We start from the raw sequence: 26088 nt of genomic DNA, 5'->3' as shown, positions 1-26088 counted from the left end.
TACGACCCCGGTCACTCTGGGTTGTCCGCGAGCGATCTCGCCGCCCGGACGCAGTGCGCGAGCGCCTTGCGGGCGTATCCCGGCGTGGCACCCGCAGACCGTGCGCTGCCTCGGCTACTGCTACGCGGGCCCCGCCGCCCTCGACGGCACGCGCCCGTGCGCGGGGGCCGACCTGGCCGATCAGCTCGCCGGGCGTACGGAGCCGCGCGCGCCCGGCATTCCCGCCGCCGACACCACCGGGGCGCCCGTCCTGCTCGCGGGCATCGTGAACGAGGAGTCCGCCTGGGACGTGTGGCGCCGGGCGATCGCGGGGCTGCGCGCCGACGACGTACGCGAGGAGGTCGCCGCGTCCGGGCTGCGCGGCCGCGGCGGGGCCGGATTCCCGGTGGCGGCCAAGTGGTCCGCGGTGGCGGGCCGGCCGGGTGCGGTCGTGGTCGCCAACGGCGACGAGGGCGACCCCGGCTCGTACGCCGACCGGCTGCTGATGGAGGAGGACCCGGAGCGTGTCCTCGCCGGGCTGGCCCTGGCCTGCTTCGCCTGCGGCGCCCGGCGCGGGACGGTGCTGGTGCGCTCCGAGTACCCGAGAGCGGTGGCCCGCCTGCGCCGGGCGGTGAAGGACGCGGTGGCGGCGGGGGACCTCGCCGGCTCCGTCGAGGAGGCCGGGCCGCGGCCGTTCGTCGAGATCGTCGAAGGGGCGGGTTCCTATGTGGCGGGGGAGGAGACCGCGCTCATCGCCCGTCTGGAGGGCGGCCGTGGCACCGCGCGTCCCCGGCCGCCGTACCCGACCGACCGCGGTCTGTGGGACGCGCCCACCGTGGTGAACAACGTGGAGACCCTGGCCGCCGTGCCCTGGATCGTCCACCACGGCGGCGCGGCCTACGCCCGGCGCGGCGCGGCCGGCGAGAGCGGTACGAAGCTGGTCTGCCTCTCCGAGCGGTTCGCCCGCCCCGGCGCGTACGAGGTCGAACTCGGCACCCCCGTACGGGAGATCGTGAGCAGACACGGCGGCGGACTCAAGGACGGCCGGGCACTCGTCGCGCTCCAGGTCGGCGGCCCCCTCGGCGGCTTCCTCTCCGCCGACGACCTCGACCTGCCGCTCACCTCCCAGGCGCTCGCCGACCACGGAGCCGCACTCGGCCACGCCGGCCTGGTCGCCTTCGACGCCGACACCGACCCGCACCGGCTCCTCCGGCACGTCTGGGAGTTCGCCGCCGACGAGAGCTGCGGAGCCTGCTCGCCCTGCCGGGTCGGCACGAGACAGGGGCTCGAACTCGCCCGCGACCGGGTCGGCGCGCCGGGGGAGGCGTACGAACGGCTGGCCCGGCTGATGGGCGAGGCGAGCCTCTGCGCGTTCGGCCGCCGGGTGCCCCTCGCCGTACGCAGCCTCGCCCGCGCCTACGGGACCGCCCTGGCGGGGTGGGACCGATGACGCACCCGCCGACGACCCGCCTTCAGGTCGACGGCGTCGCAGTCGAACTGCCCGCCGGAGCGAGCCTGCTCGACGCCGTACGGGCCGCCGGTGCCGAGCTGCCCACCCTCTGCCACGACGACCGCCTCCGGCCGGCCGGCTCCTGCCGCACCTGCCTCGTCCACGCCGACGGGCGGACCGTCGCCGCCTGCGTCACCCCGGCCGCACCGGGCGTGACGGTCGACACCACCGGTGACGAGGTACGAGATCTGCGCCGGGACGCCCTCGCCCTCATCGCCTCGGCGCTTCCGCCACACGCGCTCGCGAACGACGCGCCGAGCGAACTCGCGGAAGCCTGCCGGGAGTCGGGCATCACCCCGGACGGCTCCGCCCCGACCCACCCGCGCGGCCACGACGACACCCACCCGTACGTCCACCTCGACCGCGACCTCTGCATCGCCTGCGGGCGCTGCGTCCGCATGTGCTCCGACGTCCAGGGCACCTTCGCGCTCACCCTCACGGGACGCGGAGCCGACACCGTCGTGGCCCCCGGCACCGGCGGGCCCTGGGCCGCATCCGACTGCGTGGCCTGCGGCGGCTGCGTCGACACGTGTCCCACCGGCGCCATCACCCAGCCCGGACCCGGCCGGGGGCTCACCTCCGGGCAAGCCGGTCCCGACCGGATCCGCACCACGTGCGGGTACTGCGGAGTCGGCTGCGCCCTCGACGTCGTCGTCCGCGACGACCGGGTCGCCGCCGTCCTCCCCGCCCGGGACGGACCGGTCAACCGGGGCCATGCCTGCGTCAAGGGCCGCTTCTCGTACGGCTACCTCACCTCACCGGACCGGCTCACCGAACCCCTGGTCCGCCGCGGCGGCGTCCTGACACCGGTGAGCTGGGACGAGGCGGTCGGCGTCGTCGCGGAGGGACTGCGCGCCGCCGTCGACCAGGGCGGGCCCGACGCCGTCGCCGCGATCTCCTCCGCCCGCGCCACCAACGAGGAGAACTACCTCGTACAGAAATTCCTGCGGACGGTCATCGGCACCAACAGCGTCGACAACTGCTCCCGCCTCTGCCACGCACCGTCCGCCGCCGGGCTCACGGCGTCCTTCGGGCGGGCCGGTGGCACCGACCCCTTCGAGGACGTGGAGACGGCCGACTGCCTCCTCGTCGTCGGCGCCAACCCCGTCGAGGCCCACCCCGTCGTCGGCGCCCGGCTGCTCCGACGAGCCCTGTCCGGCGCCGCGCTGATCGTCGCCGACCCCCGGACCGTCGGCCTCGCCCGCCACGCCGACCTGCACCTGCGCCCCAGGCCCGGCACCAACGTCGCCCTCTTCCACGGCCTGGCCCACGTGCTCGTCGCCGAGGGCCTGACCGACCCCGCGTTCCTGGCCGAACGCGCCACCGGGCTCGACGAGCTCACCGCACTCCTGGCCGACTACCCGCCCGATCGTGTCGCCGGGATCACCGGCGTTCCGGCCGAGGACATCACGGCGGCGGCCCGGCTCTACGGCCGCGCCGAGCGCCCGGCCGTCCTGTACGGGCTCGGTGTCACCGAGCACCTGCACGGCACCGACGGCGTCCGCACCCTGGCCAACCTGCCCATCCTGCGCGGCGCCGTCGGCGGGACCGGACGAGGATTCGGCATCAGTCCGCTGCGCGGCCAGAACAACGTCCAGGGCGCCTCCGACATGGGCGCCCTGCCCGACCTGCTCCCCGGCTACGGCCGCGTCACCGACCCCGAGGCCCGCGCCCGCGCCGAGGAGGTCTGGGGCCGGCCGGTACCGCGGAAGCCGGGGCTGCGGATCCCCGAGATGTTCGACGCGGCCCGCGGCGGTCGGCTGCGCGCCCTGTGGATCATCGGCGAGGACGTGTGCGCGACCGACCCGGACAGCCGACGCGTCGCCGAGGCGCTCGACGCCTGCCCCCTCGTCGTCGTCAACGAACTGTTCCTGGGGGAGACCGCCCGGCACGCGGACGTCGTCCTGCCCGTGGCCTCCTGGCTGGAGAAGGACGGGACGTTCGTCAACTTCGACCGCCGGGTCCAACGGGTGCGGCGGGCCGTCGCCCCGCCCGGCGAGGCCCGTACCGACTTCGCGGCCCTGCACGCGGTCGCCGCCGCACTCGGCGCCGACCTCGGGTGCCCGACCCCCGCCGACGCCCTCGCCGAATGCGGCCGCCTGACCTCTCTCTTCGCGGGGATCTCGCACGCCCGCCTCGACCGCGAGGGCGCCGTGCCCTGGCCCTGCCCCGCCCCGGACCAGCCGGGCGAAGCCACCCTGTACGCCGAGGAGTTCGCGACCCCCGACGGGCGCGCCCACCTGTGCGCCGCTCCGTACCTCCCGCCGGGCGAGCAGCCGGACGCCGACTACCCGCTCCTCCTGGTCACCGGCCGCCGCTGGGCCCACTACAACTCGGGCAGCATGACCCGGCGCGGCGCGAACCTCGTCCTCGACACCCATGGCCGTCTCGACCTGCACCCCGAGGACGCCGCACGGTACGGGGTGCGCGACGGCGCCCCCGTCGTCGTCGACAGCCGCCACGGACAGGCACGGCTGATCGCCCGGGTGGGGTACGACCTCGCGCCCGGACAGGTCTTCTCCGCGTTCCACTTCCCGAACGAGGGCGTCAACTCACTCACGTCGCAGCACGCCGACACCGCGACCTCGTGCCCGGAGTACAAGGTCACGGCGGTACGGCTGCGGCCGGCGGCCCGCCACGACTGACCCGGGCCGGCGAGACCCCGGCCGGGGCGTCAACCGGTCAGTCGTGGGGGACGAGGGCGACCGGCGCGCGGCTGTGGTGCAGCACCGCGTGGGCCACGCTGCCGATGTGCGCGCCCAGGGACGAACGCCGCGTACGTCGGCCGACCACCACCAGGGCCGAGTCCTCGGCGGACTGCACCAGTTCGACACCGGCTGACCCGATCACCACGCGGACGGTGGCCGTCACGTCGGGGTACTTGGCGCGCCAGGGCTCAAGGAGGTCGTCCAGGGAACGCTCGATCTCGGGGGCCACGGAGACCCGGATGTCCGGCACCATGGCCGGGCCGAGCGTCGCGTACAGCGGGAGCTGCTGGGCGTGGACGATGGTCACGCCGGCGAGTCGCCGCGCGGCTTCCTCGAACGCGAACCCCAGGACGGCGTCCGCCGGGTTCTGCGCGTCGATCCCCACGGTGACCGAGCCGCGCGGCGGGGCGCCGGGGAGGTCCCGTACGAGCACGACGGGCCGTTCGACGACACCCGCCACCGTCAGGCCGACCGATCCCACCAGATACCCGGCCACACCGCCCAGCGCGCGCGAGCCCAGGACCAGCAGCTCGCCCGCCTCGCCCGCCGCGACGAGGCCGGGGACGGGGGACGAGGGGAGCAGTCTGGTGGTCACCGAAAGACCCGGATGCCGTGCGCGCAGCCGCTCCGCGGTCCGCGCGAGCAGCTCCTCGGCCCACGGCTCCTCGGACTCCCGCGCCGCGAAGGGGGCGACGGACGCCGGCCACGCCTCCCGCGCGTGCACCAGGTGCACCCCGGTGTCGCGCAGCATGGCTTCGGTCGCCGCCCACTCGGCGGCGGCGTTCGCCTGCTCCGTGCCGTCGACGCCGACCACGATGCTCTGACTCATGATCGTCCACCTTCCGATGAGCTGTCGTTCCTCTCGTACGCGAGCCGGGTGGCGGAGACGGAGACCACCCCGTCGACCGTCGCGCACATGCGCTCGATCGCCGGCACCGCGGTGACCAGGTGCTGCGCCAGGATGCGCACGATCTCCTTGAACGGCGCGTCGCCGCGGACACTCACCACCTCACGGGTCATCAGCGCGTCGATCCTGCGGTGACGCATCACCCGCTCCTTCCGTGCGCGGACACTCCCGCCCCGTCCACCAGGCGATCGGCGCAGCCGTTCCAGGTGACGAGGACCTGGTAGTCGTCCTCGGTGAGTTCCCGCCCGCTGAGTTCGGCGAGCGCCTCGACGAACTCGAGGAAGTCCAGCGAATCCATCTCGAACGTGTCGCGGAGGGACGCGTCGGGGTCGAGCCCGGTGAAGTCGGCGTCGGGAACGACGCGCTGCACGGCCTGCTGGACGAACGTCCTTGCCTCGTCGTGGTTCACAGTTCCTCCGGTTGCTGCAGGAGCCGGTCCAGGGTGGTCAGGAGACGAGCGCCGGTGGCGCCGTCCGCCGCGCGGTGATCGGCGGACAGGGTCGCCGTCACGGCGGGACGCACGCCCAGGAGGCCGTCGACGGCGACCGGCCGTTCGGTGATCCGGCCGAGGCCGACGAGCGCGACCTGCGGCGGGTAGACGACCCCGAACACGGTCTCGACGCCCTGGTCGCCGAGATTGGTGACGGTGATGCTGGGGTCGGCGGTCTCGGACGACCGGAGACGGCCATGACGTGCCCGTGCCACCAGGTCCTTGAGCGCGGCCATCACCTCCGGCACGGAGAGCGTGTCGGCGCGGGCGAGGGCCGGGACGACGAGGCCGCCGCCCCGCAGGGAGACCGCGACCCCGAGGCGGACCTCGTCGGCGGGGACGAAGCCGTCGTCGATCCAGTGGCCGTTGAGCCCGGGCACCCGGCGTGCCGCCACCGCGACCGCCTTGAGCATGAGGGCCGCGGGCACCAGATGGGCGGACAGGGTCAGTTCGCGGTTGCGCGCGTGCATCCAGTCCAGGGCCGCCGCCATGTCCACGGTCGTGGAGAGGTAGAAGTGGGGGATCTCGCGCTTCGAGCGGGACATCAGACGGGCGGTCGCCGTCCGCGCCGCGGGCTGGAACGCGGGCGGCCGCGCCGCCTTGGCGAGGGCGGGAGGCCGCGCCGCCTCGGAGGCGGTCCTGATGTCCTCCGCGCGGACGGTGCCGCCCCGGCCCGTGCCGGTCACCTGGCCGAGATCGACATCGAGTTCGGCAGCGAGCCTCCTCGCGAGCGGCGACGCCTTCACCCGGACCGGCTCACGCGGGCGGCGCGCGGGCGCGGCGGCGTCCGGCCCCTGTGCCGGCTCCGCGGCCGTCCCGTCCGGTGCCGTGCGCCGGGGGACACCGTCCCGGAGCCGGTGTTCGTCGGCGCCGTCCGGGCCGGGTCCGTCCTCCGCCTCGCGCGGCGGCCGTGCTTCGGTGCCCTCGACGTCCGCCCGGGTGATTCGTCCACCGGGGCCCGAGCCGTGGACGGCCGCGAGGTCGATGTGCCGGTCCTCGGCGATGCGGCGGACCAGGGGGGTCGTGAGGGGACGCTCGCCGCCGGACGCGGAGATCCGGGCCAGAGGAGTCCCCACGGGCACGGTCGCGCCCTCGTCGACGAGGAGCGCGTCGACCGTTCCGCTTTCGAAGCACTCCACCTCGATCGCGGACTTGGCCGTCTCGACGACCGCGACGACATCGCCCCGGGAGACCCGGTCGCCCGGGTGCACCAGCCACTGGGACAGCGTGCCCTCGTCCATGTCGGCCCCGAGGGACGGCATCGTGAACTCGGCCATCTCAGCCCACCGCCCGGTGGGCCGCCGCCACGATGCCGGCCGGCTGGGGGAGCGCCGCCTCCTCCAGCCCGCGGGCGTACGGAATGGGGACCTCCGCGCTGCAGACCCGCTCGACGGGAGCGTCCAGGTCGAAGAACGCCTGCTCGCAGACGCGTGATTCGATCTCGGCGGACAGGCTTCCGCTGCGCCACCCCTCGTCGACCACGACGGCACGGTGGGTGCGCCGGACCGAGGCGACGATCGTGGTGTCGTCGAGGGGCCGCAGGGTGCGCAGGTCGACGACCTCGGCGCTGATCCCCTCGTCGGCGAGGCGCTCCGCCGCTTCGAGTGCCTTGGGCACACAGCCGCCGTAGGCGACGACCGTGACGTCGGTGCCGGGGCGGCGGATCGCGGCACTGCGCAGGTCGACCCGCTGGACCGTCGGATCGAGGGTGCCCGACGCGTTGTACAGAGTGCCGTGCTCGAAGACGAGCACCGGGTCCGGATCGGCCAGCGCGGCCGCCAGGAGGTGGCGGGCGTCGTCGAGCGTGGCCGGTGCCAGCACGCGCAGTCCGGGGATGTGGGCGTACCAGCCCTCGAGGCTGTGGGAGTGCTGGGCGGCCAGCTGCCGTCCCGCGCCGGTCGTCATGCGGATCACCAGCGGCACGCCGAGTTGTCCGCCGGACATGTGCCGCAGGGTGGCGGCGTTGTTGAGGATCTGGTCGAGCGCGAGCAGGCTGAAGTTGACGGTCATGATCTCGACGATCGGCCGCATCCCGGCCAGGGCGGCGCCGATTCCCGCTCCGACGAACGCGGACTCCGACAGCGGGGTGTCCCGGATCCGGTCCGGGCCGAACTCCTCGAGCAGACCGAGACTCACGCCGAAGCAGCCGCCGTAGCGGCCGACGTCCTCACCCATGAGGAAGACCCGGTCGTCCGAGGCGAGTGCCTCCCGAAGCCCCTCCCGCAGGGCTTCCCGGTAGGTCGTGCCACCACCGTCCGGGTGGGCGCCCGGTCGGGTTCGAGCGCTCATGACGGTGCCTCCTCGCCTTCGCCGGTGACATGGAGCAGCAGGGTCCCGGCCGGTTCCTCGGGAGCCTCCTCGGCGGCCCGGACCGCGCGGTCGATCTCCTCGGTGACCTCACGTTCCAGGACGTCCAGGGCGGTCGCGTCGACCAGGCCGGCCTTCCGGAGACCCGCGGTGAGACCGGCGACCGGGTCGTGGCGCTTCCACTCCTCGATCTCCTCCTTGGGCCGGTAGCGGTCCGGGTCGTACATGGAGTGCGCGCGGAACCGGTAGGTCCGTGCCTCCAGGAAGTGCGGTCCGTTGCCGGCGCGGATGGACTCGACGGCTCCGCGTGCCGCCTTCTCCACGGCGTGCACGTCCATGCCGTCGACGGCCCAGGCGGCCATGCCGTACGACGCGGCGCGCATCGCCAGGTCGGTCTGGGCGTGTTCGCGCGCGAGGGCCGTCCCCATCGCGTAGAGGTTGTTCTCGCACACGAAGAGCACGGGCAGTCCCCACAGCGCGGCCAGGTTGGCGGTCTCGTGGAACTCGCCCTCGGCGAAGGCGCCGTCGCCGAAGAAGCAGCAGGTGACACGGGGCTCCCCGCGCATCCGGTCGGCGAGGGCCAGTCCTGCCGCGAGCGGCAGTCCGCCGCCGACGATCGCGTTGCCGCCGAAGAAGCGGCGCTCGGAGTCGAACAGGTGCATGGACCCGCCGCGGCCGTGGCTGCAGCCCGTGGTCTTCCCGTACATCTCCGCCATGACGGCCTCGGGCGTCACTCCACGAGCCAGGGCGTGACCGTGCTCGCGGTACGTGGACACCACCGAGTCCCGCTCGTCGAGCGCCTGGTGGACGCCGACGGCCACGGCCTCCTCACCGATGTACAGGTGGACGAAGCCCCGGATCGCCGCCGCGCTGTAGAGCTCGACGCACCGTTCCTCGAAGCGGCGGATGAGCAGCATCCGCCGCAGCAGTTCCAGGTCATGGGCCGCGGCGGTGCCGGTGCCGGCGGCGGGGGCGGAGACGGAGGCGGCCGCGGGCGCCCGGGAGCGAGTGCGCCGGGGGCGCTTGGTGTCCGAGTTCCTGGCGGACGTTCCGCCGTGCGTGGTGGCCATCACCGCTCCTTCACCGAGCCGCCGGGGGCGCCGGCCGGGCCGGCCGGCGCCGGGGTCTCCAGTGTCGACACATCGCCCTCGGGCAGGCCCAGTTCGCGGGCCCGCAGCAGTCGGCGCATCACCTTTCCGCTGCGCGTGTGCGGCAGGTCGTCGACGAACTCGATCTCCCGTGGCGCGACGGCCGGACCGAGGCGCCGGCGGGCGAACGCGATGAGGTCACGCCGCAGCTCGGCACCGGCCCGGTACTCCGGGCGCAGCAGGACGAACGCCTTGACGATCGCGCCCGCCAGCGGGTCCGGGCGCCCGATGACGCCGGCCTCCGCGACCGCGGGATGCTCCATGAGCGCGCTTTCCACCTCGAACGGTCCGATGAGGTGCCCGGCGGACTTGATGACGTCGTCCGCGCGCCCGACGAACCAGAACCAGCCGTCGGCGTCCCGGGTGACCAGGTCGCCCGTCAGGTACCAGCCGTCGGCGAAGCACGCCTCGTATCGCCGCGGCTCGTGCAGGTAGCCGCGGAACATCGAGGGCCAGCCCGCCCGCAGAGCGAGCTCGCCCTGCACCCCCGGATCCCGCAGGACCCGGACGTGACCGCCGTCCACCGCGGCCCGGCCGTCCTCGCCGCACGCGAGCACGGCGGCTTCGACGCCGGGCACCGGCCGCCCCATAGAGCCGGGCCGTACGGGGTCGGCCGCGAAGTTGGCGATCATGATGGCGCCGGTCTCGGTCTGCCACCAGGTGTCGTGGACGGGCAGGCCGAGCGCCTCGCGGCCCCAGTGCACCGCCTCGGGATTGAGCGGCTCGCCGACGCTCGCGACGAACCGGAGCGACGAGAGGTCGTGACCAGCGGTCGGCGGGCCGCCGTCGCGGGGGGCGGCCCGCATGAGCATGCGGAGCGCGGTGGGCGCCGTGTACCAGACGGTCACGTGCTCGTCGGCGAGGATGCCGTACCAGCGGCCGGGGGCGAAGTCGCCCTCGTCGACGACGGTCGTCACGCCATGGGTGAGCGGGGCGATGACGCCGTACGACATTCCGGTGACCCAGCCGGGGTCCGCGGTGCACCAGAAGACGTCTCCTTCGTGCAGGTCGAGGGCGTAGGCGGCGGTGACGTGATGGGCGAGGACCGCCTCGTGGACGTGCATGGCGCCCTTCGGCGTACCCGTGGTGCCGCTGGTGAAATGCAGCAGCGCCAGGTCCTCGGGGTCGGTCGGGGCCACCGTGTACGCGTCCGGCGCGGCGGCCGTCAGATCGGGCAGGGAGAGGGTGTCCGGGGGAGGATCGTCGCCGGGATCGAGGAGCAGGACGTGCCGCAGCTGCCGAAGCCGGGAGCGCACCGGTGCGACCTTCCGCTCGTACAGCTCCCGCGTCGTGACGAGAACCCGCGCGTCGCCCAGCTCCATGCGCAGCGCGACGGGTTCGGGGCCGAAGGCGGTGAAGAGAGGACACACGACACGGCCCGCGCGCAGGGTGCCGAGGACGGCGGCGTACAGCTCGTAGCGGCGGCCGAGCAGGGTGAAGACGCGCTCGCCGCGTCCGACGCCGAGCGTCTGGAGGACGTGGGCGAAGCGGGAACTGTCGCCCGCCAGCCGGGCGTAGCTGGCCGACCGCACGGATCCGTCGCGGGCGACACAGCGCAGCGCGACCCGTTCGCCGTGTCCCTCGACCAGATGACGGTCGACCGCCTCGTACCCGATGTTGACGCCGCCGTCCGGCAGCCCGGCGAGCCGCGAGCGCTCGCGCCGCCAGGAGAACGCGCTCCGGGCGCTCTCGTACTCGGCCATCACCGGCGCCACCCACAGGGCGTTCATCGCGGTGGCTCCACGTCGAGGGCGAGGTTGTCGTAGGCGTAGTCGATCGACTCGTGCACGGTCACGACCCCGTCGACGGAACGGCACAGCCGCACGATCACCGGGACGTCGGCGCGCTCCTCGACGCGGCCCGTCAGGGTGACGACCCCGTCGTCGACCGAGACGCGGATCGTGTCGGGCGCGAACCGCAGGGTGCCGGCCAGGACGTCGTGCTCGATCTCGTCCCGGATCGCGGTGTCGCTGCGGAGGAACGGCCGCAGCAGGTCACTGCGGCTGATGATCCCGACGAGACGGCCGGTCTCGTCGATCACCGGGAGCCGCTTCACGCCCCTGCGGTGCATGGTGCGGGCGGTTTCCACGAGGTTCCAGCCCGGATGCGCCGTGACCGCCGGGGTGGTCATCAGCTCGGCCGCCGTCTCGCCGTCGCGGATGCCGCGCTCCCGGGACAGCAGCCGTACACCGGCCCAGCGGCCCTCCAGGTCGGGGAGTTCGGCGGTGGCGCGCAGCAGATCGGCCTCCGACACCACGCCGAGCAGTCGCCGGTCCTCGTCGACGACCGGTACCGCCGAGATGTCGTGGTCCGCGAAGAGCCGGGCGATCTCCTTGAACGGGGTGGTGGGAGCGGCGGTGACCACGTCGTGTGTCATCACTTCGAAGACGGTGCGGTGCTGCATGACGCTCCTCCTTCGCCGGATGGGCGGTCCCCGTGGCAGGACGGGCGGTTCCCGTGCATCCCACCCTGGTGCGCCGGGCCTTCCTCACAGGAGTGCCGAACGGTCCCCTCCCGGGACCGTTGGCCCCTATGCGGGAGGTCGGCCGGCCCGCCAGTGTGGACGGAAGAGCCGCAGGGGCGCGGAGATCGTGTCTCCCCGACGCCGTGGCTGCGCGCTCGTGCCGGGAGGAGAGGGCCATGACCGGGACCGGAACTCGACAGCGCTCGGACGCGGACCGCGCCGGTCTGTGGGCCCGCCTCGGCGACCGGCTGATCGTCGGCGGAGTCACCGTCGGTGACGCAGGCCGCGACGGCGAGATCGTCGGACTGCACCACACGGACGGCACCCCGCCCTTCGACGTCCGCTGGTCGGACACGGGCCGGGTCACCCTGGTCTTCCCGGGCCCGGACGCGCGGGTCCAGCACTTCACGCACTCGCACGAGAAGGTGCACGAGAAGGCGGCTACGCCGCGGCCGTGAACTCCGCCGAGGCGTCCACCACTCCGGGCACCGCACGGGCCAGGCGCACCGCCAGCTCCGCGCGTACGGACTCCGGAAGCCGCCCGGTGAGCGCGACCGCGCCGTCCACGACCCGGACGGTGAGCGTGGCGTCGCCCTCGGCCATCAGGTGGGTGAGGAGTTTGTGGCGCACGTCCTCGGCGAGTTCGGCGTCGGTGCGGTTGGCGTCCACGCGGTGCACTTCCACGCGGTTCGCGTCCACGCGGAGCAGCGTCCCCGCCGCGCGTCACCACGAATGTGCGACGCCCGACCTCGTCCCGCAAGGGCCGAGCGGGGCCGGATCTGGCCCGGTCAGCCCTGGTGCGCGCCGAGCCGACATGATTCCCTGAAATCGAGGAAGGACCCGCATGAGGACGCGGAGCAGCGGCTTCGCACCGCGCACCGCGCAATCAGGATCCGCGAGAAGCGGATGGGCCCTTCCTCCTTTCGTCCCTCCATGCTGTCGGCCCCGACGCCTTCTGCACCCGGTGCCGGCTCAGGCCAAAGGCACGACCGCGACGGGCGCGGGGCTGTGGTGGATGACCCCGTGGGCCACGTGGCCGAGGTGCGGGCCCATGGGGGCCTTCCGGGTGCGGCGTCCCACGATGACGAGATCCGCGTCCTGCGACGCCGCCACCAGCTGGTACGCGGCGGACCCGACGACCGCCTTGGCCTTCACCGCCACGCCGTCGTAGCGCTTCCGCCACGGCTCCAGCAGGTCGTCCAGGCCGCCGACGAGACGCTTGCCGAGCTCCTCGCCGATCCCCGGATCCACCACGGCCGCGTAGCCGTAGGAGGCGGGCACGGTCCAGCTGTGCAGGAAACGGAGAGGCAGGCCGGTGCGCGCCGCCTCCGTGAACGCGAACCCGAGCAGGGCCTCGCACGGGTGATGGAGGTCGACGCCGACCACGATCCCGCCGCCGGGCGGCGTCGGCTGCCGACTTCCCACGGGACTCCCCGCGCGCACCAGGGTGACCGGCTGCCGAGCCGCTCCGACCACGGCCAGGGACACCGAGCCGACGACGAAGCCGAGGATGCCGCCCAGCCCGCGCGAGCCGAGCACCGTCAGATCCGACTCGTTCGCGGCGGCGGTCAGCACCTCGGCCGCCCGGCCACGGGCTCGCTCGGTGAACACCTCCAGATCGGGGTGCTCCTTCCGCGCCTGCTCCGCCGTCTCCGCCAGCAGCCGCTCGGCTCGGGCGGCGGCGTCACGGACGTACGAGACGGGGAGCTCGGGCGTGTTGGGCGTCTCGTCCACGTGCACGAGCCGGAGCGGCACCTCACGGAGCACCGCTTCCCTCGTCGCCCAGTGCGCGGCGGTGATGCTCTCCTTCGAGCCGTCGAGACCGATGGTGACCTGGGCTGTCATGACCCGCCTCCTGAGTCGGGGCCGTCCGCGACCGGGTCCGTCTGTGACCGGGGCCGGCCATCCGTGACCGGGTCCGTGCGTGACCGGGTCCGTGCGTGACCAGGGCCGTCCGCGACCGGGTCCGTGCGTGGCCGGGTCCGTGCGTCGGCGTCCGGAGCCGGATCGCGCACGGACTCCAGGACCTCAGGCTGTGCCCGCCGGCCCGCTCCGCGGAGGGGCCGAGCAGGTCTCGATCAGGGCCGAACGGCCCATCCTCAGGAGGACCATCCCGGTGCAGCGTGGGAGGAGCCCTTCGCGGGACGCTGCTCCCAGCCCCCGCGGGGCGTACTCCGCGGGAGGAACCATGACCAGCGAGATGCTCGCCCGGCCGGAGTTCGGCGACGTCGTCGCGGGAGTCGACGGCTCGCCCGTCGCACGCACCGCCGCGCTCTGGGCCGCCGCCGAGGCGGACCGCCGGGGCCGTGCACTGCACCTCGTGCACGCCGCCAACACCGACGGGCGCGCCTACTGGACCGACGCCGAGACGATCCAGGCGGTACGCGAGGCGGGCCGTGACCTGCTGACCGCGACGTCCCAGGCCACTGAGGAGCGCTTTCCCGAGCTCGCCGTCACCAGGCAGCTCAGCCGCCGGGAGCCGGTCACCGGACTCTGCGAAGCGGCCGGCCGGCACGGGACGATCGTGGTCGGAAGCAGAGGGCTCGGCGGCTTCTCCGCCCTCATGCTCGGCTCGGTCGGCCTTGGCGTGGCGGCCCGGGCGGAAGGGCCCGTGATCGTCGTACGGGGGGAGAGCGAGCGGCCCGAGACCGGCTCGGTGACGGCGGCCGTCCACGACACGGCGGACCTCGACTGGCTGCTGTTCGCCGCCGCCGAGGCCGACGCCCGCAAGGCGGCCCTGCGCATCTTGAGCGTCTGGAACGTGCTCACCCATGTGGGCAGCGTCGCGACCATGCTCGACGACCTGGACGCGGTCGCACGACAGCGCGTCCACGAGGTGAAGGCCCTCGCCGACCGGGTCCGCGAGATCTACCCCCGGCTGATCGTCGGGCACCACGTGGAGACGGGCACGAGCACCCCCGGCATCCTGATCGAGGCCAGTGCCCACACGGACCTGCTCGTGATGGGCCGCGGCAGGCGGCGGCCGGGCGTCATGCCGTCCCTCGGCCGCGTCGCCCACACCCTGATCCACCACGCCCACTGCCCGGTGGAGATCGTCCCAGCCGCCTTCGTGACCGGGGACGAGGAGCCATGAGCGACATCCTGACCGGCATCGACCCCCTCGAGCTGTCCGTTCCGGCTCTCCTGTGGGCCGCCGACGAGGCCGGACGCCGGGGCGCGCGCCTGCGCCTGGTGGCCGCCGTGCCGCCGGTCCACGACCGGCTCCCGTACGCCGCGATCGCCCACCAGAGCTCCCTGCGCATCCGGGCGGAGTCGGCACTCGCCAACGCCCAGGAGCTCGTAAAGGATCTGCACGACGGGCTGTGGACGGCGACGGAACTCGTCGACGGAACCCCTGCCACCGTGCTGCGCGACAGGACCCCGGGCGCCGCACTCGCCGTCGTGGGCTCACGCCGCCTCGGCCGGGCAGCCGAGGTCCTCAGCGAGGGGTCGGTGGTCGTCCCGCTGACCGCACGCGCCGACTGCCCCGTCGTCGTCATCCGCGAACCGGAGCCCGCCCCCGTCCACCCACCACTGATCGTCGTCGGCGTGGACGGCAGCACGGACTGCCGGGCCGCCGTCGCCTTCGCCGCGGCGGAGGCGAGCCTGCGCGAGGCACGGCTCATGGCGGTCTGGGTATGGCCCCGCCCGCTGCTGCCCCACGGCGACGACGAGACGGAGGGCCTGGCGAACCGCCACCGACTGCTCGCCGAGGCGGTCGCCGGCTGCGCCGATCGCTTTCCGGACGTCGACGTGGAGCAGGTCGTCCTGCGCGGGCACCCCGTCGAGGAACTCACCCGCGCGTCTCGGGAGGCCCTCGCGGTGGTCGTCGGACGCCGGGGCCGCGGAGGCTACTCCGGCATGCGCCTCGGGTCCACGGTGCACGGACTGCTGCACCACGCCGACTGCCCCGTGATCACCGTTCCGCTGCGCGGGACAGCAGAGACCGACGGAACCTCCTCCGGGGCCGACCGGTCCCGGCCCCGTACGGACCGACCGGCCCCGACCGGGTGACCCGCTCGGCACTGGAACGCCCCGAGTCCCGCGGGGCACCGTGGGAGAACGCGAACGGCCCCGGACGGCGGTCCGGCCCCGAAGAGGTGAGCACGATGCAGAAGATCCGGCTCAGCCGCCACCCCCAACAGGCCCGCCGCCCCCGCCCCCTCGACCTGCGGACGCCCTCCGGCCGCCCGCTCCCGTACTGACGAGCACGGTGAGAACCGTGGAGGACATCATGGGACCGCTACGACACGTCGTACCGTTCACGGAACTGGGACGGCACGACGTCGGACGCGTGGGAGGCAAGAACGCCTCGCTGGGCGAGCTGACCAACCGGCTCGGCGACGCCGGCATCCGCGTCCCCCCGGGGTTCGCCACCACGGCCGACGCCTACCAGGAACTGCTCGGCAGCGGTGATCTGCGCCGCCGGGTCGAGGCCCAGCTCGACCGGCTGCACGAGGGAGCCCCGCTCGACGAGGTCGGGGCGGCCATCCGCTCCCTCTTCCTCTCGCAGCCGCTGCCCACCGCCCTGCGGGAGGCGGTGCTCGCGGCGTACGCGAAGCTCGCCGAGGAGACCGGACGCGAGGCGCCCGAAGTGGCCGTGCGCAGCAGCGCGACCGCGGAGGACCTGCCCGAGGCCAGTTTCGCCGGCCAGCAGGAGACGTACCTCAACGTGTGTGGCGCGGACGAGCTCCTGCGGGCGTGCACCCGCTGCTACGCCTCCCTGTTCACCGACCGGGCCATCGACTACCGCGAGCGCATGGGCTTCGGCCATCTCGCCGTCGCCCTCTCCGTCGGCGTCCAGCTGATGGTCCGCTCCGACCTCGCGGGAGCCGGCGTCGTCTTCACCCTCGACCCGGAGTCCGGATTCCCCGACGTGATCGTGGTGAGCGCCGCGTGGGGACTGGGCGAGACCGTCGTCAGCGGCCGCGTCGACCCCGACGAGTACACGGTGTTCAAGCCGGGCATGAAGGACCCGTCGCTCGACCCCGTGATCGACGTACGGACCGGCACCAAGCGCCTGAAGACCGTGTACGCCGACACCGGACTGACCCGTACCGTCGACACCTCCGACAGCGAGCGCGACCAGCGCGTGCTCGACGACTCCGAGGTCCGCACGCTCGCCGGCTGGGCCGCGGCCGTCGAGGAGCACTACGGCTGCCCCATGGACCTGGAATGGGCCAAGGACGGGACCACCGGTGAACTGTGGATCGTGCAGGCCCGCCCCGAGACCGTGCAGTCACGACGGCACACCAAGACCCTGAGCCGCTGCCGGCTGACCACCACACCGGGGGAGCCCCTGGTGACGGGCACCGCCGTCGGCGAGGCGATCGGCCGGGGACGGGTGGTCGCGCTCGACGCCCCCGTCGACCTCGACCGCTTCCCCCAGGGCGGGATCCTCGTCACCGGCGTCACCGACCCCGACTGGGAACCCGTCATGAAGCGGGCCGCGGCCATCGTCACCGACCACGGCGGCCGCACCTCGCACGCCGCCATCGTCAGCCGCGAACTCGGCGTCCCCGCCGTCGTCGGCACCGGCAACGGCACACAGGTCCTGCGCGACGGCCGTCCCGTGACGGTCTCCTGCGCGGAGGGCGAACGCGGACGGGTCTACGACGGCCTGCTCCCCTACGAGGAGACGCTGACCGACCTCGCGGAGCTGCCGACCACCCGCACCCGGGTGATGCTCAACCTCGCGGACCCTTCGGCGGCCTTCCGCTGGTGGCGGCTGCCGGCGGACGGGGTCGGCCTCGCCCGGCTCGAGTTCATCGTCGCCCACCAGGTGAAGGTCCATCCCATGGCCCTGCTCCACCCGGAACGCCTCGACCGCCAGGACCGGCAGGTCATCGAGCGGCTCACCGAGGGCCACCCCGACCGAGGCGGGTACTTCGTCGACCGGCTGGCCCACGGAATCGCCCGGATCGCCGCCTCGCGGTGGCCGACCCCCGTCGTCGTGCGCACCAGCGACTTCAAGACCAATGAGTACGCCAAGCTGCTCGGCGGCCGTCCCTTCGAACCGGACGAGGCCAACCCCATGATCGGCTGGCGCGGCGCGAGTCGCTACTACAGCGACGGCTACCGCGAGGGATTCGCCCTCGAATGCCGTGCGCTGCGGCGGGTACGCGACGACATGGGGCTGACGAACGTGGTCGTGATGATTCCCTTCTGCCGCACGCTCGGTGAGGCCGACCAGGTCCTCGCCGTGATGGCGGAACAGGGGCTCGTGCGCGGCGAGAACGGGCTGCGCGTCCATGTGATGGCCGAGATACCGTCCAACATCATTCTCGCCGCCGAGTTCGCCGAACGGTTCGACGGCTTCTCCATCGGCAGCAACGACCTGACCCAGCTGACCCTCGGCGTCGACCGCGACTCCGAAGCCCTCGCCCACGTCTTCGACGAAAGCGATCCCGCCGTCGTCCGCAGCATCCGGCTGCTCTCCACCCTCGCCCACCAGGCCGGCCGGTCGGTCGGCCTGTGCGGACAGCGCCCCAGTGACGATCCGGCGTTCACCTCGATCCTGGTCGAGGCGGGCCTCGACTCGATCTCGGTGGCACCGGACAGCTTCGCGTCGGTCAAGCGCCATGTGGCCCAGGCCGAGTCGGCGCTCGACAGCAGGTCAGAAGGCGGGCTCGGCAGCAGCCCCGAAGGAGCGCTCGCCGGCAGCCCCGATGGAGCGCTCGCCGGCAGCCCCGATGGAGCGCTCGACAGTAGCCCCGAAGGAGGGGAGTGACCATGCCCCGCAAGCCTCGCCGCCGCCTCGCCCAGGACTCGGCGCCACCGCCCCGTGGCCGGCGCCGCACGGCAACGGGCGACGCTGCGCCGCCCGAGCCGTCGGACCCCTTCGTTCCCTCGCTCACGAAGAGCGCGGGCCCCTGGCGCCCGGTGCACACGATCCGGGTGTCCACGGCCTTCCTCTGACCGAGGCACCTCGCAGATGACCGAGGCACCTCACCGAACCGAGCAAGGGGGGCAGGAAAGGAGGACGCGGCCATGACGACCGCCAGGGAGATCATGCACTCCGGTGCCAGCTGCGTGCAGGAGAACGAGACCCTGATGGACGCGGCACGCCGTATGAGCGAGCTCGACGTCGGCGCGCTGCCCATCTGCGGGCCGGACAATCGGCTCCACGGCATCATCACCGACCGCGACATCGTGGTGAAGTGCCTCGCCAAGGGCAAGGACCCCGCGCACATGACGGCGGGTCACCTCGCTCAGGGCAAGCCGATCACGGTCGACGCGGACGCCGACACCGCCCAGGTCCTCCGCACCATGCAGGACCACCGCATCCGCCGCGTGCCCGTGATCGACGACCACCGTCTGATCGGCATGATCAGCGAGGCGGACCTCGCCAGGCATCTGCCGGAGGAGAAGGTGGGCCACTTCGTCGAGGAGATCTGCCGCTGACCGGCGGCTCTCCCGGGACCCGTACACGAGGAGCAGAACGATGACCGGAGACAAGGTGGAACGCAGGCACAGCCTCTTCCCCGACTTCAACGACTGGTTCAACCGGGAGTTCCCCGGGCTGCCCGGATGGCGCCCCGCCACCGCTGCGCACTCCATACCGGTGGAGGTGTCCAGCGACACCGGCGGCTACGTGCTGCGGGCCGAACTGCCCGGCATGGACCCCGACGACTTCACCATCACCGTCGACGACAACCTCATCACGGTGACCGCGGAGCACAGCGAGACCACGGAGGACAAGGAGCACTCGGAGTTCCGCTACGGATCCTTCCGCCGGACCGTACGGCTTCCCTCGACGATCCCCGCCGACGACGTCGACGCCTCGTACAAGGACGGCATCCTCACCATCCGCGTCCCGATGCCGGAGGAGAAGACGGAGACCCGACGGACGATCCCCGTGCGGCGGGCCGACGACACGGCCGAGGGAGGGCAGTCATGAACACGCCACGCGTACTGGTCGCATACGGCAGCAAGCACGGCGCGACCGCGGGCATCGCCGACGAGATCGGCAGGACGCTCCGGGCCGACGGCCTCGACGCGGTCGTCCAGCCGGCCGACACCGTCGACGACGTCACCGGATACGACGGCGTCGTGCTCGGCGGCGCCCTCTACGCCGGACGCTGGAACGGCAAGGCCGCCCGCTGCGCCCGGCGCAACGCGGCGCAGCTCCGTGACCGCCCCGTCTGGCTCTTCAGCAGCGGCCCCGTCGACAGCTCCGCCGAACAGCACGACATCCCGCCCGTGCGCGGCGTGGCCCGCCGCATGAAGAAACTCGGCGCGCGGGAGCACATCACGTTCGGCGGCTCCGTGACCGCCCGGACACCCGGCCGCATCGCTCAGTCCATGGTCAGTCATGGCAAGGGCGGGGACTTCCGCAACCCGGAGCGGATCCAGGAATGGGCGCATCACATCGGCGGCGAGCTCGGCGCCGAGCGCTGAGCGGCGTCGCCGGAACCCGCGGCGGACCCGCACCCCGGAGGTGCCACATGAGTCACCAGGAGACCTCGGGTCGCCGGCCCGGCGCGGCCGGCAGCGGCTCTGCCTCGCGAGCTCCGCTGATCCTCGTCCTGACGATCGCCCTGATCTGCGGCGCCGTGGTCGCCGTCCTCCTGTGGCACGCCCGCGCCGACGCCAACCGCGACCTCGCCGCCCATCGCCACCAGGTGCGGGCGACCACGACGGCGCGGGCCGAGGACCCGCCGGTCGCCGTCCGGCCCGGTGCCAAGCCGCAGTCCTCCGCCCCGGCGGTCTGGGAGTACCCCGACCACATACGCCGGTCCGGAACCGTCGAGGTCCCGCCCCGGACGCCTCAGGGGCGCACGCTGACCATCTGGGTGGACGACCGCGGCAGCCCCGCCCGCCCGCCGGACAGCACGGCGGACCTCGTGCTGACCGCGCTCGCGGGCGGCACGGCCGCGGCAGGCGTGGCGACGGCGTCCGTTGCGGGCGTCCTCACCCTCGTACGACGGAGCTCCGAAGGCCGCCGCCTCGCCGCCTGGGAGCAGGAGTGGGAACAGGTGGAGCCCGTCTGGTCCGGCCGGCTCCGGCGGGGAAGCGGCTCGGGGACCGCCGATGAATGACCGTACGGGCGGAACCGCGGCGAAGCGGCAGGCCCGGGGACCGGATGAGGCGCTCCCCTTCGACCCCAGTGAGCCGCTGCCCCGGCTGCGCCACGAACTCGCCACCGGCCCGGACGGGCTGTCCGCCCGCGAGGCCGCCCGACGCCTCGCCGTCCACGGGCCGAACGAGGTCAAGCGCAAGGCGCGTTCCTCCTTCGCACGGGAGCTGACCGGACAGCTGGTCCACCCCCTCGCGCTGCTGCTCTGGGCCGCCGCCGGGCTCGCCTTCCTCGCGGATCTGGCGGTGCTCGGCTGGGCGATCCTCGCGGTCATCGCGGTCAACGCGGCCTTCGCGCTGCTCCAGGAACGCCAGGCCGAGCGCGCGGTGGAGACCCTCGCGCGCTATCTGCCCGAGCACGCCCTCGTCGTACGGGACGGCAGCCGACTGACCGTCGAGGCACGGGACCTGGTGCCCGGGGACGTCGTCCTTTTGGAGGAGGGCGACAAGGTCCCCGCCGACGCGCGGGTCACCGAGGGCGGCGTCGAAGTCGACCTGTCCATGCTCACGGGGGAGTCCGTGCCCGCCGAACGGATGGCCGCCGCCGGGCTCCTCGGCGCCCCTCTGCTGGAGGAGCCGAATCTCGTCTTCAGCGGGACGACCTGCGTCGAGGGCCAGGCCCGTGCCGTGGTGTTCGCCACCGGCCACCACACCGAACTCGGCAGGATCGCCGCGCTCAGCCAGCGCACCCGCCGCGAGCCGAGCCCGCTGGAGAGACAGGTCAAGAAGGTCGCCTGGCTCATCGCCGGCGTCGCCACCGGCATGGGCGTCGTCTTCCTCTTCGTCGGGGTGGCGGTGGGACTTCCCGTCACCGACTCCCTGATGTTCGCCATCGGACTGCTCGTCGCCAACGTCCCCGAGGGACTGCTTCCGACCATCACCCTGGCCCTCGCCGTGGGCGTCCGCGCCCTGGCCCGTCGGGGCGCCCTGGTCAAACGGCTGAGTGCGGTGGAGACGCTCGGCTCCACGAGCGTCATCTGCACGGACAAGACCGGCACGCTCACCCGCAACCGGATGCGGCTGCGCGCCCTGTGGACGCCCGGGCACGGTGCGGAACCGGGCCCGTGGGCCCAGGAGCTGATCGGCACGGCCGCCCTGTGCACCACCGTCACGCGTGACACCGACGGCGAACCGCACGGCGACCCGACCGAGGCGGCCCTCGTCGCCGGGGCAGCCGAGCACGGTGCCCCCGTGGATCTGGACCGCCGCGACACGGGGCGCCGGGCGCTGTTCCGCTTCGATCCCCGGCTGCGCATGATGTCGGCGGTGCAGGAGGCCGACGGGGCGGCGGGGCGCGCGCGGATCGTGGTCAAGGGCGCTCCCGAGGCGGTCCTGACCCGGCTGCGAGCGGGCGCCGACACGGACGGCGCCCGCGCGGCGGCGCAGGAGTTGGCCGAGCGCGGCATGCGGGTCCTCGCCGTGGCCGTACGCGACCTGCCCACGGGCGCCGAGCCGCCGTCGCGTCGTCAGGACGCCGAGTCCGAGCTGGAGTTGCTCGGTCTCGTCGGCCTCTACGACCCGCCGCGTGCCGAGGTCGCGGCCGCTGTCCGCCGCTGCCACGAGGCGGGGGTGAGGGTGCACGTCGTGACAGGGGACAACGGCGCCACGGCCGCGGCAGTCGCCCGCGAAGTCGGCATCGGCCTGCCCCGTCTCCAGGTCGTGGCGGCCTCCGAAACACTGGACGACGACGAGCTTGACCGGCTCCTGGTGGAGGGCGACGCCGAGATCGTCTTCGCCCGCTCCTCGCCCGAGACCAAACTGAAGGTGGCCGACACGCTGCGGGCCCACGGCCGGATCGTCGCCATGACCGGCGACGGGGTGAACGACGCCCCCGCCCTGCACCGCGCCCACATCGGCGTGGCCATGGGCCGCTCGGGCACGGACGTGGCCCGCGAGGCGGCCGCCATGGTCCTCACCGACGACGACTTCGCCACCATCGTCACGGCGATCGAGTCCGGCCGCCGCGTCTACGACAACGTGCGCAAGTTCATCGTCTACATCTTCGCCCACGCGACCCCGGAGATCGTGCCGTTCCTCGTCTTCGCGCTCTCCGCCGGCACGGTCCCGCTGCCGCTGACCGTGCTTCAGATCCTCGCCATCGACCTCGGCACCGAGACCCTGCCCGCCCTCGCCCTCGGCCGGGAACGCTCCGAGCCCGGCATCATGGAACGCCCGCCGCGGCCGTCGCACCAGGGCGTGATCTCCCGCGACATGCTCGTCCGCAGCTGGGGCTACCTGGGGCTGGTGTCGGCCGGCCTCGTCATGGCCGGGTACTTCTACGTGCTCTGGCGCGCGGGCTGGCAGCCCGGCGACCCGACCGGGGCCGGCAGCCCCCTCCACCACGCGTACGTCACGGCCACCACCGCCACCTTCGTGGGCATCGTCACCTGCCAGGTCGGCACCGCCTTCGCCGCCCGCACCGACCACGCGGCACTCCGCGACATCGGAGTGTTCTCCAACCGGCTGCTGCTCGCCGGCATCGCCTTCGAGCTCGCCTTCACCGCCGCCCTCGTCTACGCGCCCCCGCTCCAGCACCTCTTCGGCACCGCGGCCCTCCCCGTGGACGTCGTCCTGCTGATCCTGACGTTCCCCGTCCTGGTGTGGGGCACGGACGAACTGCGGCGAGCCTGGCGGCGCCGGCGCGGGTGAGGCCTCGGCGGACGCCGGATTCACGGCCTCACCCGGGCCACGCGGCGTCCGGGAGGGCCACGCAGGGCACACCCGGGCCCGAAGGCCCGGCTCAGCGGACCAGGACGGCCTCACCGGAGCGGGGCACCACGGCCGTCCAGCCGAGCTCGTGGTCGATGCGGTCGCGCAGGGCCTCGGACGCGGCCGGTTCGCCGTGCACGAGGTAGGTGGTGTGCGGTGCGGGGGCGCCGCGCAGCCAGTCGACGACCTGCCCGGCGTCGGCGTGCGCCGAGAAGTGCGGCACGTCGGCGACCTCGGCCCGTACGGGCACGTACTCGCCGAACATCTTGAGCACGCGGGCGCCGTCCACCAGGTCCCGTGCACGGGTGCCGGCCGCCGCGAAGCCGACCACGACGACGGCGTTGCGCGGGTCGGGCAGCAGCCGGTGCAGATGGTGCAGGACACGTCCACCGGTGGCCATGCCGGCCGAGGAGACGACGACGGCGGGACCGTGCGCGCTGTTGATGTCGACGGACTCCTGGACCGTCCGGGCGGCGAGGAACGGCGCCGGGCTCAGCGCGGCCTCGCCCTGGGCGAGGATCTCGGGCCGCAGTTCGGCGGACCGCTCGCGTACGGCGTCGCGGTAGACGTCGAGCGCGGCGAGCGCCATGGGGCTGTCCACGTACACCGGTACCGAGCGCGGCAGGACGCCGGTCTCGCGCAGCCGGGTCAGCTCGTGCAGGACGACCTCGGTGCGGTCGATGGCGAAGGCGGGGATGACGACGGTGCCGTTCCGGGCGAGGGTCCGGGAGATGACGTCGGCGAACGCCGACCGCCCGGCATCCTGGTCGTGCCGGCGGTCGCCGTACGTCGACTCCATGAGCAGCACGTCGGCGCCGGAGAACGGCTCCGGCGGCAGCAGCAGCGGGTGCCCGGGCCGTCCCAGGTCGCCCGAGACGGCCAGGGTGTGCCCGTCCTCCAGGGTGAGCCGGGCCCACGCCGAGCCGAGGATGTGTCCGCCGTGGTGCAGCGTGAGCCGGGTGCCGGTCATGATCTCCACGTCCTCGCCGACGGGGACGGGGTCGAAGAAGGCCATGGTCTTCTCGACGTCGGAGTCGTCGTACAGCGGCTTGGCGGGACGGTGCTTGGACCAGCCGTGCTCGTTGGCGTGCCGCGCGGCCTCCATCTGCAGCCGGGCGCTGTCGCGCAGCACGATCCCGGCGAGCCGGGCGGTGTGCGCGCTGGCCAGGATCGGTCCCCGGAAGCCCTGCCGCACCAGGCGGGGCAGATAGCCGCAGTGGTCCAGATGGGCATGGGTGACGACCACGGCGTGGAAGTCCGCGGCGTCACGGGCGAGGCGCTCCCAGTTGCGGCGCCTCAGGTCCGCGAAGCCCTGGAAGAGGCCGCAGTCGAGGAGGATCCGCGCATGGTCGCTCTCCACGAGGAACTTGCTGCCGGTGACCGTGCCCACGCCGCCCAGGAAGGTCAGCAGGGCCGGCCGTGGGGCAGCGGGAGCAGGGGGAGTGGTGTCGGCGGAAGTCTGTGCTGCCTCGGACATGGTCAGCCCTCCTTCGGAGCGTGGCCGGCCTCCACCGTCGCATCCGCGCCCGCCCCGGCCGCAGGGCCCGAGCGGCCCTCTTCCATGGGCCGATCGGCACATGTGCCGCCGCCGGGCCGACCCGAGCCTGGCAGAGGAGGACACACGCACGCGCGACAGGAAGTGGGTGGGCGCCATGAGGGCAGCCGTCTTCCAGGGACCGGGACGTATCGCCTGGCAGGACATACCCGACCCGGGCATCGAGGACCCCGAGGACGCGATCGTCCGGGTCGACGTCGTGACCATCTGCGGCACCGACCTGCACATCCTCAAGGGCGACGTGCCGGAGGTGACACCCGGCCGGGTGCTGGGCCACGAGGCGGTCGGCACGGTGGTGGAGACCGGACGGAACGTCCGTACCGTACGGTCCGGCGACCGCGTCCTGATCTCCTGCATCCTGTCCTGCGGCCGCTGCCGCTTCTGCCGCGAGGGCCGCTACGGCCAGTGCCGCGGCGGTGGCGGCTGGGCCCTCGGGCACCTCATCGACGGCACGCAGGCGGAGTACGTCCGGGTGCCGTTCGCGGACCTGTCCGTACACCCGCTCCCGAGCGCCGTCGACAGCTTCGACGCCGTCCTGCTCGCGGACATCTTCCCCACGTCCTACGAGGTGGGCGTCCTGAACGGCGGGGTACGGCCGGCCGACACCGTCGTGGTGGTCGGCGCGGGCCCCGTCGGCCTCGCCGCCATCGCCACGGCCGGCCTCTACAGCCCCGGCCGGATCGTCGCCGTCGACCGCGACGAGTCCCGGCTGGCCGTGGCCCGCAAGCTCGGCGCCGACGCCACCGCGGCCGCCGGCGAGGAGCCGGAACAGCTCGTCTCGGACCTGACGGACGGTCTGGGCGCCGACGTCGTCATGGAAGCCGTGGGCGTCCCGGAGACCTTCGAGATGTGCACGCGCATGGTCCGGCCAGGCGGACGGGTCGCCAACATCGGCGTCCACGGCAAGCCGGCGACCCTGCACCTCGAGGACCTGTGGTTCAAGGACGTCACGATCACCACCGGCCTCGTGGACACGTCGTCCACGCCCATGCTGCTGCGCATGATGGCGGCCGGACGGCTGCCGGCGGGCGAACTGGTCACCCACCGCTTCGAACTGGGGCAGATGGAGGAGGCGTACGACGTGTTCGGACGCGCGGCCGACACCGGAGCCATCAAGGTCGCGCTCGGCGGCCCGCAGCACACCGCCCTGGAGGCCGCCGGTGCGACGGGCTGACGCGAGGGGCTGATGCGACGGTTGTTGCGACGGGCGCGGGGACGAATCCGCCTGCGGTC

Annotated in this window: 24 protein-coding genes; 13 read left to right on the top strand and 11 right to left on the bottom strand. The window is 73.7% G+C overall.

What is annotated here, in order from left to right; translation table 11 throughout:
• Window positions 1-100: 100 nt before the first annotated feature.
• The gene (locus ACWEJX_RS15800; protein WP_451608008.1) at window positions 101-1429 is read left to right on the top strand and encodes an NADH-ubiquinone oxidoreductase-F iron-sulfur binding region domain-containing protein; all 1329 of its coding nucleotides are present in this window, start codon (window positions 101-103) and stop codon (window positions 1427-1429) included.
• The gene (fdhF, locus tag ACWEJX_RS15795; RefSeq protein ID WP_451608007.1) at window positions 1426-4134 is read left to right on the top strand and encodes a formate dehydrogenase subunit alpha; all 2709 of its coding nucleotides are present in this window, start codon (window positions 1426-1428) and stop codon (window positions 4132-4134) included. The genes ACWEJX_RS15800 and fdhF overlap by 4 nt, the downstream gene beginning before the upstream one ends.
• Before the next feature lie 37 nt (window positions 4135-4171).
• Here the strand turns inward: fdhF and ACWEJX_RS15790 are convergent, their stop codons facing one another.
• From ACWEJX_RS15790 to ACWEJX_RS15755, 8 genes are read right to left on the bottom strand one after another with little or no spacing between them, the layout of a single operon-like run.
• Window positions 4172-5026, bottom strand: a complete 855-nt coding sequence (locus ACWEJX_RS15790; RefSeq protein ID WP_451608006.1) for a universal stress protein — start codon at window positions 5024-5026, stop codon at window positions 4172-4174.
• Window positions 5023-5244 carry a hypothetical protein gene (locus tag ACWEJX_RS15785; RefSeq protein ID WP_451608005.1) on the bottom strand — a complete coding sequence of 74 codons (222 nt, stop codon included), beginning with the start codon at window positions 5242-5244 and terminating at the stop codon, window positions 5023-5025. Before ACWEJX_RS15785 ends, ACWEJX_RS15790 begins: the two co-directional genes overlap by 4 nt.
• Window positions 5244-5513: an acyl carrier protein gene (locus ACWEJX_RS15780; RefSeq protein WP_451608004.1), complete on the bottom strand. Its 270-nt coding sequence runs from the start codon at window positions 5511-5513 to the stop codon at window positions 5244-5246. Before ACWEJX_RS15780 ends, ACWEJX_RS15785 begins: the two co-directional genes overlap by 1 nt.
• Window positions 5510-6871: a 2-oxo acid dehydrogenase subunit E2 gene (locus tag ACWEJX_RS15775; protein WP_451608003.1), complete on the bottom strand. Its 1362-nt coding sequence runs from the start codon at window positions 6869-6871 to the stop codon at window positions 5510-5512. The genes ACWEJX_RS15780 and ACWEJX_RS15775 overlap by 4 nt, the downstream gene beginning before the upstream one ends.
• Window position 6872: 1 nt before the next feature.
• The gene (locus tag ACWEJX_RS15770; RefSeq protein WP_451608002.1) at window positions 6873-7883 is read right to left on the bottom strand and encodes an alpha-ketoacid dehydrogenase subunit beta; all 1011 of its coding nucleotides are present in this window, start codon (window positions 7881-7883) and stop codon (window positions 6873-6875) included.
• Window positions 7880-8971, bottom strand: coding sequence for a pyruvate dehydrogenase (acetyl-transferring) E1 component subunit alpha (pdhA, locus tag ACWEJX_RS15765; RefSeq protein ID WP_451608001.1), 1092 nt, complete (start codon window positions 8969-8971; stop codon window positions 7880-7882). The genes ACWEJX_RS15770 and pdhA overlap by 4 nt, the downstream gene beginning before the upstream one ends.
• Window positions 8971-10779, bottom strand: a complete 1809-nt coding sequence (gene acsA, locus ACWEJX_RS15760) for an acetate--CoA ligase (RefSeq protein ID WP_451608000.1) — start codon at window positions 10777-10779, stop codon at window positions 8971-8973. The genes pdhA and acsA overlap by 1 nt, the downstream gene beginning before the upstream one ends.
• Complete coding sequence (locus tag ACWEJX_RS15755; protein WP_451607999.1) at window positions 10776-11453, bottom strand: CBS domain-containing protein; 678 nt, start codon at window positions 11451-11453, stop codon at window positions 10776-10778. Before ACWEJX_RS15755 ends, acsA begins: the two co-directional genes overlap by 4 nt.
• Before the next feature lie 236 nt (window positions 11454-11689).
• Here ACWEJX_RS15755 and ACWEJX_RS15750 point away from each other — a divergent pair, with 236 nt between their 5' ends.
• Window positions 11690-11971: a DUF1918 domain-containing protein gene (locus ACWEJX_RS15750; protein WP_451607998.1), complete on the top strand. Its 282-nt coding sequence runs from the start codon at window positions 11690-11692 to the stop codon at window positions 11969-11971.
• Here the strand turns inward: ACWEJX_RS15750 and ACWEJX_RS15745 are convergent.
• Both ACWEJX_RS15745 and ACWEJX_RS15740 read right to left on the bottom strand, forming a co-directional pair.
• Window positions 11955-12212: a BON domain-containing protein gene (locus ACWEJX_RS15745; protein ID WP_451607997.1), complete on the bottom strand. Its 258-nt coding sequence runs from the start codon at window positions 12210-12212 to the stop codon at window positions 11955-11957. The two genes, ACWEJX_RS15750 and ACWEJX_RS15745, sit on opposite strands and share 17 nt — an antisense overlap.
• A gap of 273 nt (window positions 12213-12485) precedes the next feature.
• Window positions 12486-13358 carry a universal stress protein gene (locus tag ACWEJX_RS15740; RefSeq protein ID WP_451607996.1) on the bottom strand — a complete coding sequence of 291 codons (873 nt, stop codon included), beginning with the start codon at window positions 13356-13358 and terminating at the stop codon, window positions 12486-12488.
• 343 nt (window positions 13359-13701) lie between these two features.
• Here ACWEJX_RS15740 and ACWEJX_RS15735 point away from each other — a divergent pair, with 343 nt between their 5' ends.
• From ACWEJX_RS15735 to ACWEJX_RS15695, 9 genes are all read left to right on the top strand, one after another.
• On the top strand, window positions 13702-14607 hold the full coding sequence (locus ACWEJX_RS15735) for a universal stress protein (RefSeq protein ID WP_451607995.1): 906 nt from the start codon (window positions 13702-13704) through the stop codon (window positions 14605-14607).
• A complete protein-coding gene (locus ACWEJX_RS15730) occupies window positions 14604-15527 on the top strand; it encodes a universal stress protein (protein WP_451607994.1) in 924 nt (307 codons plus the stop codon). Before ACWEJX_RS15735 ends, ACWEJX_RS15730 begins: the two co-directional genes overlap by 4 nt.
• Before the next feature lie 220 nt (window positions 15528-15747).
• Complete coding sequence (gene ppsA, locus ACWEJX_RS15725; RefSeq protein WP_451607993.1) at window positions 15748-18243, top strand: phosphoenolpyruvate synthase; 2496 nt, start codon at window positions 15748-15750, stop codon at window positions 18241-18243.
• A 2-nt stretch (window positions 18244-18245) separates the two neighbouring features.
• A complete protein-coding gene (locus ACWEJX_RS15720; RefSeq protein ID WP_451607992.1) occupies window positions 18246-18431 on the top strand; it encodes a hypothetical protein in 186 nt (61 codons plus the stop codon).
• Window positions 18432-18503: 72 nt separating this feature from the next.
• Window positions 18504-18917, top strand: a complete 414-nt coding sequence (locus ACWEJX_RS15715) for a CBS domain-containing protein (RefSeq protein WP_451607991.1) — start codon at window positions 18504-18506, stop codon at window positions 18915-18917.
• A gap of 40 nt (window positions 18918-18957) precedes the next feature.
• The gene (locus tag ACWEJX_RS15710) at window positions 18958-19413 is read left to right on the top strand and encodes an Hsp20/alpha crystallin family protein (protein WP_451607990.1); all 456 of its coding nucleotides are present in this window, start codon (window positions 18958-18960) and stop codon (window positions 19411-19413) included.
• A complete protein-coding gene (locus ACWEJX_RS15705) occupies window positions 19410-19913 on the top strand; it encodes a flavodoxin domain-containing protein (RefSeq protein WP_451607989.1) in 504 nt (167 codons plus the stop codon). Before ACWEJX_RS15710 ends, ACWEJX_RS15705 begins: the two co-directional genes overlap by 4 nt.
• Before the next feature lie 47 nt (window positions 19914-19960).
• Window positions 19961-20554 carry an Rv1733c family protein gene (locus tag ACWEJX_RS15700; RefSeq protein WP_451607988.1) on the top strand — a complete coding sequence of 198 codons (594 nt, stop codon included), beginning with the start codon at window positions 19961-19963 and terminating at the stop codon, window positions 20552-20554.
• Window positions 20547-23240 (top strand): cation-translocating P-type ATPase, encoded by a 2694-nt coding sequence (locus tag ACWEJX_RS15695; protein ID WP_451607987.1) that lies wholly within the window; start codon window positions 20547-20549, stop codon window positions 23238-23240. Before ACWEJX_RS15700 ends, ACWEJX_RS15695 begins: the two co-directional genes overlap by 8 nt.
• Before the next feature lie 91 nt (window positions 23241-23331).
• Here the strand turns inward: ACWEJX_RS15695 and ACWEJX_RS15690 are convergent, their stop codons facing one another.
• Window positions 23332-24777: an MBL fold metallo-hydrolase RNA specificity domain-containing protein gene (locus tag ACWEJX_RS15690; protein ID WP_451607986.1), complete on the bottom strand. Its 1446-nt coding sequence runs from the start codon at window positions 24775-24777 to the stop codon at window positions 23332-23334.
• Window positions 24778-24952: 175 nt separating this feature from the next.
• Here ACWEJX_RS15690 and ACWEJX_RS15685 point away from each other — a divergent pair, with 175 nt between their 5' ends.
• Entirely contained in the window at window positions 24953-26029 is a 1077-nt protein-coding gene (locus ACWEJX_RS15685; protein WP_451607985.1) for an alcohol dehydrogenase catalytic domain-containing protein, read from the top strand.
• Window positions 26030-26088: the final 59 nt, after the last annotated feature.

The sequence above is a fragment of the Streptomyces sp. NPDC004788 genome, from assembly GCF_053601115.1.
This window is presented reverse-complemented; position numbering and strand designations above follow the sequence as displayed.

Bases quoted from the DNA above. Each gene is read 5' to 3' on its own strand.
- fdhF (WP_451608007.1), top strand. From the start codon at position 1,426: ATGACGCACCCGCCGACGACCCGCCTTCAGGTCGACGGCGTCGCAGTC.
- ACWEJX_RS15790 (WP_451608006.1), bottom strand. From the start codon at position 5,026: ATGAGTCAGAGCATCGTGGTCGGCGTCGACGGCACGGAGCAGGCGAAC.
- ACWEJX_RS15785 (WP_451608005.1), bottom strand. From the start codon at position 5,244: ATGCGTCACCGCAGGATCGACGCGCTGATGACCCGTGAGGTGGTGAGT.
- ACWEJX_RS15775 (WP_451608003.1), bottom strand. From the start codon at position 6,871: ATGGCCGAGTTCACGATGCCGTCCCTCGGGGCCGACATGGACGAGGGC.
- ACWEJX_RS15770 (WP_451608002.1), bottom strand. From the start codon at position 7,883: ATGAGCGCTCGAACCCGACCGGGCGCCCACCCGGACGGTGGTGGCACG.
- pdhA (WP_451608001.1), bottom strand. From the start codon at position 8,971: ATGGCCACCACGCACGGCGGAACGTCCGCCAGGAACTCGGACACCAAG.
- acsA (WP_451608000.1), bottom strand. From the start codon at position 10,779: ATGAACGCCCTGTGGGTGGCGCCGGTGATGGCCGAGTACGAGAGCGCC.
- ACWEJX_RS15755 (WP_451607999.1), bottom strand. From the start codon at position 11,453: ATGCAGCACCGCACCGTCTTCGAAGTGATGACACACGACGTGGTCACC.
- ACWEJX_RS15750 (WP_451607998.1), top strand. From the start codon at position 11,690: ATGACCGGGACCGGAACTCGACAGCGCTCGGACGCGGACCGCGCCGGT.
- ACWEJX_RS15740 (WP_451607996.1), bottom strand. From the start codon at position 13,358: ATGACAGCCCAGGTCACCATCGGTCTCGACGGCTCGAAGGAGAGCATC.
- ACWEJX_RS15735 (WP_451607995.1), top strand. From the start codon at position 13,702: ATGACCAGCGAGATGCTCGCCCGGCCGGAGTTCGGCGACGTCGTCGCG.
- ACWEJX_RS15730 (WP_451607994.1), top strand. From the start codon at position 14,604: ATGAGCGACATCCTGACCGGCATCGACCCCCTCGAGCTGTCCGTTCCG.
- ppsA (WP_451607993.1), top strand. From the start codon at position 15,748: ATGGGACCGCTACGACACGTCGTACCGTTCACGGAACTGGGACGGCAC.
- ACWEJX_RS15720 (WP_451607992.1), top strand. From the start codon at position 18,246: ATGCCCCGCAAGCCTCGCCGCCGCCTCGCCCAGGACTCGGCGCCACCG.
- ACWEJX_RS15715 (WP_451607991.1), top strand. From the start codon at position 18,504: ATGACGACCGCCAGGGAGATCATGCACTCCGGTGCCAGCTGCGTGCAG.
- ACWEJX_RS15710 (WP_451607990.1), top strand. From the start codon at position 18,958: ATGACCGGAGACAAGGTGGAACGCAGGCACAGCCTCTTCCCCGACTTC.
- ACWEJX_RS15705 (WP_451607989.1), top strand. From the start codon at position 19,410: ATGAACACGCCACGCGTACTGGTCGCATACGGCAGCAAGCACGGCGCG.
- ACWEJX_RS15700 (WP_451607988.1), top strand. From the start codon at position 19,961: ATGAGTCACCAGGAGACCTCGGGTCGCCGGCCCGGCGCGGCCGGCAGC.
- ACWEJX_RS15695 (WP_451607987.1), top strand. From the start codon at position 20,547: ATGAATGACCGTACGGGCGGAACCGCGGCGAAGCGGCAGGCCCGGGGA.
- ACWEJX_RS15690 (WP_451607986.1), bottom strand. From the start codon at position 24,777: ATGTCCGAGGCAGCACAGACTTCCGCCGACACCACTCCCCCTGCTCCC.
- ACWEJX_RS15685 (WP_451607985.1), top strand. From the start codon at position 24,953: ATGAGGGCAGCCGTCTTCCAGGGACCGGGACGTATCGCCTGGCAGGAC.